The sequence below is a fragment of the Flavobacterium anhuiense genome, from assembly GCF_900101855.1.
Lineage (GTDB): Bacteria > Bacteroidota > Bacteroidia > Flavobacteriales > Flavobacteriaceae > Flavobacterium > Flavobacterium anhuiense.
In genome coordinates this window covers 544,747-557,633 of the sequence record NZ_FMVC01000004.1, presented here as the reverse complement: position 1 = coordinate 557,633, position 12,887 = coordinate 544,747, and the positions used below count along the sequence as shown (strand labels likewise).

Here is a 12,887-nt window from a genome sequence, read left to right as displayed (position 1 = left end):
TGAAAAAGACGATCAGAAATGATCGTCTTTTATTTTTTTATTTTTTACTTGCTAGTTCTTTTTTCATTTGTTCTAGCTCTTTGTTTTGTTCTTCTAATTTTTTATTTAAATCTATTACATATAATGTTAGCTCTTCAATTTTTTGGAGAAGTTTAGCATCCATTTCGCCCAAATTTATGCCGTTTTTGATAACTTCTTTTTCACTCGGAATATTTTCTAAATGCCCTTTTTCGTTAATGTGTTTTTCAACCTCTAGTAGGGTTGGTAAATTATATTCTTTTTTAAAAACGAAATCTGACCACCCATCCATATCAACTTTGACTTCTTTTGAATGAATGGTACCATTAACGTCTAATTTATTTTGAGGATTCTTTGTGCCTATTCCAACATTTCCTGCATTTATAAATGAACTGCCAGATGTTGCAAAACGTATGCGAGTATCGTAATTGTCTATTTCGTTGGCTGCATCTATTTCAAATGTACTTTCTAAAACACCATTTGTTGCTCCTCCAGGTCTCAATATTATGCTATTATGAGCATAAGCTCCTTTTGGAGATCCCATAATTAATGAATGACCTTGCCAATAAAGATGTGAAATGCCCCACCCGTTTACGCTTTCATTGCTATAGATTGCTAGTTCTTTTGCAGTTAAATTTTTTGCGTGAAAATCAGTTTGATTGTTGTTGAGATTTCCTGAATGGTATACTTTATTCCAAGATGACCATACAGTTCCACCATTGTTTGTTGATTGTCTATAGTAAAGCTCATTTTCAGTGCCAAATGCCAATTGGCTTCTCCAATCAGAAGTTCCAGGCCCTTCCCAGTACCGAAGTGCTAAAACAGTGCCGAAATTTGAAGGCTTATTTAGTGTGGCTGGGGTATAAATAGCTAAATCATTAGCGAATGTATTTAAATCGGCAGAGAATGTCTGTGCTAAAAATTGAGCGTTTACAATTGTTCCTAATAATAAAAATAATCCTGCTAAACAATTTTTATTTAACAATCTTCTTTTTGTTTTTTTGTGAATAGAATACATTAGTTTTATATTTGAGTTGTGCCAAATATAGGAATAATTGTGTTATTTACGCAATAACATAAACAGTCTGTTCTTCATCAAAATTTTGAAAAGCTTCAATAGGAATTTTCAAATAATTTGAGATTAGTTTTAACAAGCTGTCTTCGATCATGTCTTTCTGTTCCAGCATAGAAATTTTCTTCTATGTCCAGTCTTCTACCAAATCATAAGCCAATGCTTCTTGTTTATGTTCGTATTATAAAATGCTCTTTTGGCTGTTCTCGTCTAAAGAATACAAATCCCCATTGAAAAGTGTCAATTGTGACTTTTACCTGAGGATGGGTTTTAATCATTTCCCAAGCTTCTTCCATGTCTTCTGACCAATGGATATCATCGAAAATCCAAACAGAATCATTGTTGATTGTTGGTAATAGAAGTTCAAAATATTCTAGAGTTGCTTTTTTTGAATGATTTCCGTCGAAATATATCAGATCGTAATTTGTTGCTTGAATGTTCTCAGAAATCAAAAAAGATTCAAACTCAGAAATTACATTTTCAACATTATGGCAATCAAATTCAGTTAATTGATTCTGAGCAACATTTGCGGTGTTTGGACAGCCTTCAATCGTAACCACTTTCGCTTTTGGATTTCCTAAAGCCAAAGCCGCAGTTGCTAAGCCTAAAGATGTTCCTATTTCTAGGATTTTTTCTGGTTTAAAGTAATTGGTAACTCGAAACAATAATTCGGCACGTTTTGGTGAAATTCCAGCTGTTTGCACAATTTTAGAAATCTGTCTTCTATTGGATTTGAAAACTCTCGAACCCGCTCCAAAATCGGTCACTTCAATAAAGTTTTTATTCTCTAAAAGTGTTTTTCTATACTTTTTAAGAGTGGCATATTCTGGCTTAGATTTCTTGTCATAAAAACATTTTGTCAGCAGACTAAAAACAAATGGCGAATGAACCGCGTGTTCGTTTTTAGAATACCAAAGAAATTTTAAATAAGATTGTATTTGAAACAACATTTAGAGGTCTAAAATGAAATATTAATTTACTTTAATCAATTTCACATCAAAAATAAGAACTGATCCGGCTGGTATTCCAGGACGTGGATAACTCCCATATGCTAAATGAGAAGGGATAAGCAGAACTCCGCTTCCGCCTTCTTTAAAATACGGAATTCCTTCTGTCCAGCCTTTAATTACTTCAGAAAGTGGAAATGTAATGCCGCTCGAGTTACTTTGGTCAAAAATATTTCCATTGGTGAAATAGCCTTTGTATGCCACAGTTACTTTTGAAGAAGCAGTTGGCTGCACGCCCGTGCCAGGTTCGTTAATGATATAATATAAACCAGACTCACTTTTGGTTGCAGTTAAATTATTTTTGGTTAAATAATCTGTGATTTCTTTGTCGTTTTCTTGAGTATAATCTTTTGGAGGAGTTGCAGGTGTATCTTTCTCAGAGTTTGCACAAGAAATGAATAATGTTAAAGTAAATAGGGCGACTAATAATTTTTTCATTTTGATATTTTATTTTTTAATGTGTCGAATATAGTAAAATAGTTTTTAGTCTCAGTCGCGGTCGCAGTTTTCAGTTTTGTAGCAATCATTAGTTCTGACTGCATCCAAATTTACTAGGGTTGTTGATCATATAATTTATCAATCTTCCAACTTCGAGATTTTTAATATTTAGTCTATCAAATGTTTCTTTTGAAATATATTGGCATTCTAACGAAAACTGTAGCCATGTGTTTGTTTCTGAGTTTTCAGCATCGCTATCAGTTAATTTGCTTATAAAATGATTTGTATATCTCCTTTTTCTATATGATTCAGCAATATTAGCAGCAACACTTCTTGAAGATCGGCGTACTTGATCGGTTAGTGAAAATCTTTCTTCTTTAGGAAACGTTTTTGATAATTCAAAAATTTCCATAGCAAGTTCAAACGACTTTTTATAGGCTAATAATTCTTTAAAATCCATAATTTATTTTTTAGCTAAATTAAGAATTTTCTTTCTAAAAAGAATAAAAACTGAAAACTGCGACTGCGACTGGAAACTAAACCTACCCTTCCAGTTTAGCAGAAAGTTCAAACCAGCGTTCTTCTTTCGCATCTATTTTATTGATTATATTTTGAAGTTCATTGGCTTTTTTCTCGATATCAGCATCAGCAACTTTTCCGTCAGAGAATAACTGTTCTATTTTGGCTTTTTCGATTTCTAAGTCTTTAATCTCTCGTTCGATTTTCTGATATTCTTTTTGTTCGTTAAAAGTCAGATTTCCAGATGTATTGTTTTGTTTCCAGTCTTTTTTCTCTGTTTTTGTATCTTCTTTTGCAACAGAGACATCGGCGCTGTCTTCATAAGCACGGAAATCAGAATAATTTCCTGGGAAATTTTCGATAATTCCATTTCCTCTAAAAACAAATAAATGATCTACAATTTTGTCCATAAAGTAACGGTCGTGAGAAACCACTAATAAACATCCAGGATAATCTAAAAGGAAGCTTTCCAAAACATTAAGCGTTACAATATCCAAATCGTTTGTTGGCTCATCTAGAATCAAAAAGTTTGGATTCTGAATCAAAACGGTACACAAATACAAACGTTTTAATTCGCCACCGCTCAATTTTTCGACATAATCGTATTGTTTTTTCGCATCAAAAAGAAAACGCTCTAAAAGCTGGGAAGCCGAAATAATCTTTCCTTTTGCCAGCGGAATATATTCTCCGTATTCTTTAATAACGTCGATAACGCGCTGACCTGGTTTTGGATTAATTCCAGATTGCGTATAATAACCCACTTTTATCGTGTCACCTTTTACAACGCGCCCGCTGTCTGGCGGAATTGTTCCTGTAAGCAGGTTTAAGAAAGTAGATTTTCCAGTTCCGTTTTTACCGATAATTCCGATTCTTTCGCCACGCTGAAAATCAAAACTGAAATTGTCCAGAATAACTCTGTCTTTGAATTTTTTAGAAAGTTTATGAAGCTCGATAATTTTGCTTCCCATTCTTTCCATATTAATTTCAAGCTCAACTTTGTTTTCTTTTCTTCGGCTTTGTGCTTTTTCTTTAATAATGTAAAAATCGTCCTGACGCGATTTAGATTTGGTAGTTCTCGCTTTCGGCTGGCGGCGCATCCATTCTAATTCTTTTACAAAAAGGTTTTTCGCTTTGTCAATACTGGCGTTTTCAGAAGTGATTCTTTCTTCTTTTTTCTGAAGATAGTAAGAGTAATTTCCTCTGTATTGATACAACTTTCCGTTGTCTAATTCGATAATTTCATTACAAACACGTTCCAAAAAGAAACGGTCGTGCGTTACCATAAATAGCGTAATATTTTCTTTGGCAAAATAACTTTCAAGCCATTCGATCATTTCTAAATCCAAATGGTTGGTTGGCTCATCCAAAATCAATAAATCTGGGCGATTGATTAGAATTATAGCCAATGAAAGACGTTTTTTTTGTCCCCCAGAAAGATTTTTTACTTTAAGTTTAAAATCTTCCAGTTTTAATTTAAATAAAATCTGTTTGTATTGCGTTTCAAAATCCCATGCATTGTGCTGATCCATCGCGTCAAAAGCTTTTTGGTAAGCTTCTTCGTCTGAAGGATTTTCTAAAGCTTTTTCATAAGCCTCGATAACTTTTAAAGTTTCATTGTCTGAGGCGAAAATACTTTCTTCAATCGTAAGTTCATCCTGAAGATTATTGTCTTGTGAAAGAAACGCCATTCTGATTCCTTTTCTTAAAACAACTTGTCCTGTATCTGGTTCTTCAACTCCGTTAATGATGTTCATCATAGTGGTTTTTCCAGAACCATTTTTTGCAATAAAAGCGATTTTTTGGTCTTTGTTGATTCCAAAAGAAATGTTGTCAAAAAGGACTCTTTCTCCAAATGACTTTGAAATATTTTCTACAGATAAGTAATTCACTTTTGTAATTATAAGTTATAAATTATGAGTTATGAATGTTTCTAAATCACAACTTTCTGCAAAAGTAAACTATTATCTTGCATTTTCGAATTATTTATGGAGATACGAACCCAATGCAGAACTCAAATCTAAATAATGAATTTGCTGTGGATTGTTTAAGACAGGTTTGCGAACCAAAGATTCATTCGTAATAAAATAATGCAATCCGTCTTTTGTTGCAATTCCTTCTACTTGATGAAAAGGAAGTTTTAAATCGATGCGTCTTTTATTTCCAGATAAAAAATCCTGATTTTTAAAATCGTAAAGCAGATACAAAAATGGTTTTCCAACTTTGGTATAGCCGCACAAAGTAATGAGTTTTTTATCTTCCAAATAAGTACCGCCAGTAACCAAACCTTTGGTATCGAGTGTTGCCTTAAATCTTGCAATTTGTGTTCCTTCTTGTTTCGACAAAACATAAATATTGGTTTTAGACGATTTCCATTGTTTGGTAAACAGATAAATACTGTCTTTAGAAACAATAAAAGCTTCGCAGTCAAAATCGGTTTTGTTGGGTTTTGAACGAGAAAAGTCGGTTTGATCAGAATAGGCAAAAGAAATAGTTTCAATATTAGGATTGCCTTCCATAAAAGATTTTTTTTCGATTTTAAGAATTTTCAAATCCGATCGATTTCCGGCATAATTATTTCCAAAATCTCCTATATAAATGTGCGTACTGTCCTGCGAGATTTCTTCCCAATCGTGATTTACTGCCTGTTCCAAAACGATTTTCTTTTTAATTTTTCCTAAAGAATCTAATCCGTAAATTGTTTTATCGTGATCATCATTATGTGTCCAAAGCAGATTTTCGAAGGCAATTAACCCAGAAGTTTCTTTTAACGAATCGCTTAACTGAAAAGAATATTCGGGCTTTATTTTCAGATTTTTATAGCTGCAGCTTCCGTTGTTTTGTCCAGATGCAGCATTGTAATTTTCTGCCTGTGGATCTGTACAGCCGGGAATTTGAGAATAAACCGAAGCGGTGATGGTCAGGAAGAAAAATAGAATTTTTAGCATGAGTGCAATGTTAAGTCTGCATAAGATAAAAGTAAAGTTTTAAATAATAGAATGAAATAAGTATTCAAAAAATATAATTTAAGTGTTATTTTGCATTGACTTTAAGTGCAAAAGTCTTTTTTATTCTTTTGGATAAAACGAAGCCCCGCAATGAAAATTTTACAAAAATTATCACATTACCGAATTTCACGTTATTATAAACTTTTGTTTGTAGTAGTTGATATTGTATTATTAAATCTTGCGACTATTCTTTCTGCATTGGCTAGATTTGGCAATTTAGACAAACTTTTATCTAAAGACGAAAGAACCATTTCGCTTTTGGCTGTTTTAATATGGGTTGCTTTACTGCTTCAAAAAGATTCCAATCGAAGCGTGAGGGTAGAACCAATCGAATCGATCTTATGGAGAACAATCAAAAAGATCTCTATTCATGCGGCTTTAGTGTCGATATTTGTCGTTTACTTAAAATACGTTGATATTTCAAGACTTCGATTGGTTTATTTTTATCTGATATTTTTTGGACTGCTCATGATTTCGCGATATTGTTCAATGAAGCTTTTAAAGTACGTTCGAGCACAAGGATATAATTTTAAAACTTTTATAATTGTTGGAGCAAATGAATCTGGAGAAAAAATTCGTAAAGTGCTTGCAAAGGATTTAACTTTCGGATATCGTTTTTTGGGTTTTTTTGATGAAACAAATAATAATCAGGTAGTTGATTCCGATTTGATTGTTGGGAGATTCGATGACGTTGAAAAGTTTGTTATCGATAAAAAAATTGACGAAATGTATGTGGCGCTGCATATTGACAATATCGAAATCATTAATGAATTGACCAGAATTTGCGAGCAAAATATGATTCGTATCAAATTCATTCCCGATTTTCAGCTTTATACAAAAGCAAGCAAAGTAGAAGTTGCTTTTTATGAAAATACGCCAGTTTTAATGTTTCGTCCAGAACCTTTAGAGTTTGCTTCAAACAGACTTTTAAAAAAAGCTTTTGATGTTTGTTTTTCGAGTCTAGTTATTTTACTCGTATTTCCGTGGCTGTTCCCGATTATTATGCTCATTATAAAACTGGAGTCGCCTGGCCCTGTCTTTTTTAAGCAGGAAAGATCAGGAAGAGACAACAGGTCGTTTATGTGCATAAAATTTAGAAGTATGTATGTAAATGGTATGGCTCATAAAAAACAAGCTGAAAAAGGAGACAGCCGAATTACCAAATTTGGTGCTTTTATCCGAAAAACGAGTATAGACGAACTGCCACAATTTTTTAATGTCTTTCTTGGCGATATGTCTGTCGTAGGTCCAAGACCTCATATGGTTAATCTCGCTAAAGAGTACAGTGATCTTATTAATAATTATTTGGTGCGTCAATATGCCAAACCTGGAATTACGGGCTGGGCGCAGGTAAATGGCTTTAGAGGAGAAACAAAAGTCTTAAGCGATATGGAGAACAGAGTGGAATATGATATTTGGTATATCGAAAACTGGAGTTTTCTGCTTGACATTAAAATTATTGTAAAGACTATTATCAATATTTTTAAAGGAGAAGAAAACGCCTATTAGGTTTTTAGAACTTAAAAAACTGATTATTCTTAATAACTTCTTTTAAAGGCTCAATATTTTTAATTTTTATTTTATCGTCAAAGGCCGCAATATGCTTTTTATGATGAACATCGGTTCCGCAAAAATTATACATTCCTTTTGCTAAAAGATCGTCGGCAGTTTTAGCAATCTGCGATCCATAATATTCTACTGTAGAAAGAAGATTCAGCTGAAAAACACAGCCCGCATTTTTCAATTTTTCATATTCCGAAAACCTGTTGTGGTAAAAAACATATCGTTCAGGATGTGCCAAAACCGGAATGTAACCCGCAACTTGTATCTCAAAAATGGTTTTGTAAATATTTAGCGGAGCATTTAAATATGACATTTCCACCAAAACATAATTGTCTTTTAAAGTCAGAAGTTTTTCTTCTTTAAAATGATTTTCAAACCAGCTGTCAATAAAATATTCGGCTGCAGCCTGAGCAGGCATTTTAATTTTGTTTTCTTCTAATGTTTTTTGGGTTTCTTTGAGTTTAGACTGAATAATTTCAGGAGAATTATTCCAAACATAATGGTTGATATGCGGCGTTGTTACCATTTGAGAAACTCCAAGTTTTTGTAAAGCCGAAACCAATTCAATTGATTTTGTCATGTTTTTTGCTCCGTCATCAATTCCAGGCAAGATATGAGAATGGATATCTACAAAACTGCCATCAAGCAGTTCTTTTAATGCGGGTTTCGATTTGAGGAATGAAAGCATGTAACAAAAATGTATAAATCAGTTTTATAACGCGCAAAATTAGTCGAGAATTTGTAACAAGACATTTTAGAATTATGTTATATTTGATTTTTAGTAAAAAAGTAAAAAATTATGAAAATAAAAGAGAATTTGTTTAATCAGCGTATTATTTCTATTGATGCTTTGCGTGGAATTACCATTTTTGTAATGATTTTTGTAAACGAATTGGCGAGTATTCAAAATGTGCCTCAATGGATGAAGCACATGCCCGCAGATGCTGATGCAATGACTTTTGTTGATTTAGTTTTTCCTGCTTTTTTATTTATCGTCGGAATGTCTATTCCGTTTGCTTTTAATGCCCGACTTATAAAAGGAGACAGTCCAAAAACAATCTGGACACACACTTTAAAAAGAACCATTGCACTTATTATAATTGGTGTTTTTATGGTCAATGCCGAATATGGATATGATGCCGCTAAAATGATAATTACGCCTGCATTTTGGGGACTTTTGGCTTATTCAATGCCAATTCCGATTTGGAATAAATATCCAAAAGATTTTCCTCTTTGGCTAAAAAACGTATTGCAATACGGAGGAATTTTGGTTCTCATAGCACTCTACTTTATATATGTGCAAGATACAGGAGATCGCGGAATGACGCCAAAATGGTGGGGAATTCTCGGTTTGATAGGTTGGGCGTACCTTTTTACGGTCATTTATTATTGGCTGGTTTCAGGAAATCTGTGGGCTATGATTGCTTTTTTAGTTTTTGCTGTTGTAATGAATTCTCTCAATTTAATCGAAAACTCTTTTGTTCAAAACACTTCTTGGTTGAGTTTTATAGCGGGACATCTAACGCATGTTTCGCTGACTTCGGCAGGAATTATAATTTCTTTATTGTTTTTTGATCGAAAAATCAGTTCCAAAATCAACTGGCCAGTAATTGGCTTTATTGTTTTGTTTACGGTAACAGCAGTTCTGCTTCGCCCATATTTCGGAATTTCAAAAATAAAAGGAACGCCATCTTGGACAATGTTCTCTGCAGCAATTTGCGCCGCTTTGTTCTATTTTCTGTATTGGCTGATGGAAGTTAAAAAACAAACCAAATGGAGCGAATTCTTTATGCCTGCAGCGGCAAACCCATTGTTGATTTATATTTTACCAGGCGTTATTTATTATTTCTGTAAAGCTTTCAACCTTCATATTATACCAGGATATTTTAGAGAAGGAATTCCAGGAATTTTATGGTCTCTGTTGTTTTCAATAATTATGCTTTTTGTAATGAAAATTTTAAACAGATATAAAATTCAGTTGCATCTTTAAGGTTTCAAGTTGATGAACTTAACCGCAAAGAGCGCAAAGCTATACGCAAGGTTCGCAAAGTTTTTTACAAAAAGCTTTGCGAACCTTGCGTTTATAATGAGTAGGATATTTAGCAAAACCTTGCGTGCTTTGCGGTGAAAACTTGAAAACTTGAAAACCTGAAACCTGAAACAAAAAGAACTATAAAATAACCGATTTAATCTTTAAAACCGAACCAGAAACAGGATTATAATTGACAAAATTGAATTTGCATATATTATGGATATTCAAAAGGTTTCCGTCAGGAAGTTCGTCTTGTCTAAAATCTGACCAAGGAATTTTTATGGTAGAAAAATGTTTTGGCGAAGCGGGAATACTTACTCTTGGGTGTGAACCTCCATGTACACAACCCGTTTCCTCATTATTTCCCTCTCTTGCCTGTAGTTTTATAATTTGGGTTGATTGATAAGTAATTTCTACTGTTTTAGAATCATCAGAAAGATGGGTTGGAACTCCGTCATTGGTTTCAGAAGGCGTAATCATGACATTCAGTTCTATTTCTCCTTTAGGATTGTCTTTTGCTGTAACAGCAACAATTCCTTTTTCTAGTCTAATTTTGTTTATTTCCTCTTCGCTTTCTATTGCAGGCCCAGCAATAAACCATTTATTCGATTTTACAAGGTTTGGTCCATTCTTCTGATATTTTGCAGAAAAACCAAAAAGCAGCATTAATGGTAAAAAAATAAAAATTCGTAGCGTTTGCAAGTTTTTCAAAATCATAAGTTTATCATTTCAAATATAACTTTTTTGCTTCATTCAAAAATCTTTTTAATTCAGATAAAATTTTGATTTTATTCTTAATAAAATTTTAAATTTGTAAGAAATGGTTTTTTTAAGATATTGTTTGTGAATGTTTTACAAGTTAAATATGTATTGGTTTTACTATTAATAGGATCGTTTTGTCACGCTCAAAATGATAGTACAGACGTGGGAACTCGAGATATTCTTGATGTTATTCATAAAATTTTTGATAAGCAGGATACGATTCGGCCAGATAGAAAGCGAAAACTAACTTTTTCTTTGTTGCCTGTCCCTGTCGGCGCTAATTCCAGTAATGGCCTGGTGGTTTCTTTTCTGACGACTTTTTATTTGGGAGATGCAGAAAAAACTAAAATGTCTCAGATCACTTTTTCGCCTTATTTCAGTTTCAGCAATCAATTTGTATTTCCAATCCAATCTTATATTTACACAAGTGATAATAAATGGAATCTAATTGGAGATTATCGGTATATGATTTATCCTCAGGATACTTACGGATTGGGCGCCGACAATTCTGATAAAGAAATGTCAACTCTCGATTACAAACAGTGGCGTTTTTATCAATTTATAACAAGGCAGATTGTCGGAAATTATCGTTTGGGAGTGGGTTTTCTTTTTGACAATTATAAAAATATTTCTGAAGAATCTTATATCGATGGAGAAACCGATTATTATAAATATATGAATGGCGATTATTCTGATGAGACTTCTTTCGGATTTGCGATTCAAGGTTTGTACGACTCAAGAGAAAATATTATTAATCCAGAACAGGGTTTATATGTTGAAGCCGATTTACGGCTTAATACCAGTGGAGTAGAAGGCGACAAGTGGCAGTCTATCTATTTTGATGCCCGAAAATACCATTCTTTTAGCAAAACCAAACATCGGATTTGGGCTTCTAGAGCATTTTTTTGGTCAACTTTTGGAGGAAAACCCCATTATCTGGATTTGCCCAGCATTGGTTGGGACCGTGAAGGAAAAACGGGCCGCGGATTTACCAAAAACAGATATCGAAGCAATGCTTTAATGTATTTTGAAACGGAATACAGAACCGATATAAGCCGAAACGGATTTTTTGGCGCTGTTTTTTTTACCAATATTTCTTCAGTTTCCAAGCTTGATACGTATGAATTTAAAAAATGGAATCCCGCGGTTGGAACTGGAATTCGCATTAAATGGAATAAACGCAACGGCAGTAATTTGGCTTTGGATTACGGAATCAGTAAAAACGATTGGTCGCTGCGCTTAGGATTATCAGAAAATTTCTAACTTCGGCCAAAATCTACAGATTCAATTATTCATGCAATTATCGGTTGTTATTTTAAATTACAATGTACGTTACTTTCTCGAACTATGCCTTTTAAGCGTGCAGGAAGCAATTGCAACAATCGATGCAGAAATTATCGTGGTAGATAATAATTCATCAGACGGAAGTGTTTTGATGATGAAACAAAAATTCCCAGACGTAAAGCTTATTGAAAACAAAGAAAATTTTGGTTTCCCAAAAGGCAATAATATTGGTGTTCGTCAAGCGAAAGGAAAGTACGTTTGTATTTTAAATCCCGACACCGTTGTTGCAGAAGATACTTTTACAAAGATTCTGGCTTTCGCCGAAAGGCAAAATAATCTCGGAATTATCGGCTGTAAACTGATTGATGGAACTGGAGCATTTCTGCCAGAAAGCAAAAGAGGAATTCCAACGCCTTGGATTGCCTTCACAAAAATCTTAGGATTGTATAAAGTCTTTCCCCAAAACAGATTTTTTAATCAATATTACGCGCAATATCTCAATGAAAATGAAACAGGAAAAGTCGATATTCTTGTTGGCGCTTTTATGTTTTTAGAAAGAAAATTGTATGGAGACTTGAATGGTTTTGATGAAGATTGTTTTATGTATGCCGATGATATTGACTTGTCGTATCGCGCTTTGCAAATGCAAAAAACAAATTATTATTTCAATGAAACCACCGTTTTGCATTTTAAAGGAGAAAGCACCGTAAAAGACGAAAAATACATGAAGCGCTTTCAGGAAGCCATGAATTTCTTTTATCAGAAGCATTTTAAGAAGTCTTGGCTTTTTAGTGTTTTTATTCAAGTTGGTGCTTTTTTGTTTTCAATTGCTAAAATGTTTCAAGGAAAACCAAAAGAAAACCCATTGCCAGAAAGTTATTTTTTATACTCCGAAAATGAGAATTTCGCTAAAAAACTAGCTTCGATTTTGGAAAATAAAGTTGCTTTTTTAGATTTCAAAGGAGAAAAAATGGTAAATTCGTGCCTAATTTTAAAGGGTAAAAAGGCAGAGATCATTTTGGATAATCACTATATTTCATTCAAAAAATGTATCGAAATCCTAGAAACTCTTAAAGATAAGCAGGTTACTTTTAAAATTTTTCCCAAAAAGACGGGTTTTATTATTGGAAGTAATTCAAGGAATGACAGAGGGCAAATCGTGAAAATTGAGTAAAAAATTATATTAA

The 12,887-nt window shown here is 33.3% G+C and carries 12 protein-coding genes and 1 pseudogene; 4 read left to right on the top strand and 9 right to left on the bottom strand.

Going from position 1 to position 12,887, the window contains the following annotated elements; genetic code table 11:
• Positions 1-37: 37 nt before the first annotated feature.
• The 7 genes and pseudogenes from BLP44_RS23165 to BLP44_RS13485 form a co-directional block, all read right to left on the bottom strand.
• A complete protein-coding gene (locus BLP44_RS23165) occupies positions 38-1,003 on the bottom strand; it encodes a hypothetical protein (RefSeq protein ID WP_244511772.1) in 966 nt (321 codons plus the stop codon).
• A gap of 82 nt (positions 1,004-1,085) precedes the next feature.
• Positions 1,086-1,262: pseudogene (locus tag BLP44_RS13510) on the bottom strand (XRE family transcriptional regulator); the annotation flags it as partial.
• Positions 1,261-2,040, bottom strand: a complete 780-nt coding sequence (locus tag BLP44_RS13505) for an O-methyltransferase (RefSeq protein WP_091133618.1) — start codon at positions 2,038-2,040, stop codon at positions 1,261-1,263. The gene BLP44_RS13505 and the pseudogene BLP44_RS13510, both read right to left, overlap by 2 nt.
• Before the next feature lie 21 nt (positions 2,041-2,061).
• Positions 2,062-2,535 (bottom strand): FKBP-type peptidyl-prolyl cis-trans isomerase, encoded by a 474-nt coding sequence (locus BLP44_RS13500; protein ID WP_091133616.1) that lies wholly within the window; start codon positions 2,533-2,535, stop codon positions 2,062-2,064.
• A gap of 88 nt (positions 2,536-2,623) precedes the next feature.
• On the bottom strand, positions 2,624-2,995 hold the full coding sequence (locus BLP44_RS13495; RefSeq protein ID WP_091133613.1) for a four helix bundle protein: 372 nt from the start codon (positions 2,993-2,995) through the stop codon (positions 2,624-2,626).
• Positions 2,996-3,077: 82 nt separating this feature from the next.
• On the bottom strand, positions 3,078-4,943 hold the full coding sequence (locus BLP44_RS13490; RefSeq protein ID WP_091133612.1) for an ABC-F family ATP-binding cassette domain-containing protein: 1,866 nt from the start codon (positions 4,941-4,943) through the stop codon (positions 3,078-3,080).
• A 90-nt stretch (positions 4,944-5,033) separates the two neighbouring features.
• A complete protein-coding gene (locus BLP44_RS13485; protein WP_091133610.1) occupies positions 5,034-5,999 on the bottom strand; it encodes a hypothetical protein in 966 nt (321 codons plus the stop codon).
• A 150-nt stretch (positions 6,000-6,149) separates the two neighbouring features.
• Between BLP44_RS13485 and BLP44_RS13480 the strand changes: the two genes are divergently transcribed.
• On the top strand, positions 6,150-7,568 hold the full coding sequence (locus tag BLP44_RS13480; protein ID WP_066033788.1) for an undecaprenyl-phosphate glucose phosphotransferase: 1,419 nt from the start codon (positions 6,150-6,152) through the stop codon (positions 7,566-7,568).
• Positions 7,569-7,572: 4 nt separating this feature from the next.
• Here BLP44_RS13480 and BLP44_RS13475 read toward each other — a convergent pair whose 3' ends face one another.
• Positions 7,573-8,310 (bottom strand): tyrosine-protein phosphatase, encoded by a 738-nt coding sequence (locus BLP44_RS13475; RefSeq protein WP_091133608.1) that lies wholly within the window; start codon positions 8,308-8,310, stop codon positions 7,573-7,575.
• A 111-nt stretch (positions 8,311-8,421) separates the two neighbouring features.
• Here BLP44_RS13475 and BLP44_RS13470 point away from each other — a divergent pair, with 111 nt between their 5' ends.
• A complete protein-coding gene (locus BLP44_RS13470; RefSeq protein ID WP_091133604.1) occupies positions 8,422-9,612 on the top strand; it encodes a DUF5009 domain-containing protein in 1,191 nt (396 codons plus the stop codon).
• Between the two features lie 180 nt (positions 9,613-9,792).
• On the opposite strand, the gene BLP44_RS13465 is transcribed toward BLP44_RS13470, so the two are convergent.
• Entirely contained in the window at positions 9,793-10,371 is a 579-nt protein-coding gene (locus BLP44_RS13465) for a hypothetical protein (protein WP_091133602.1), read from the bottom strand.
• Positions 10,372-10,497: 126 nt separating this feature from the next.
• Between BLP44_RS13465 and BLP44_RS13460 the strand changes: the two genes are divergently transcribed.
• Entirely contained in the window at positions 10,498-11,679 is a 1,182-nt protein-coding gene (locus BLP44_RS13460) for a BamA/TamA family outer membrane protein (protein ID WP_244511770.1), read from the top strand.
• Between the two features lie 31 nt (positions 11,680-11,710).
• Positions 11,711-12,874, top strand: a complete 1,164-nt coding sequence (locus BLP44_RS13455; protein WP_091133600.1) for a glycosyltransferase family 2 protein — start codon at positions 11,711-11,713, stop codon at positions 12,872-12,874.
• Positions 12,875-12,887: the final 13 nt, after the last annotated feature.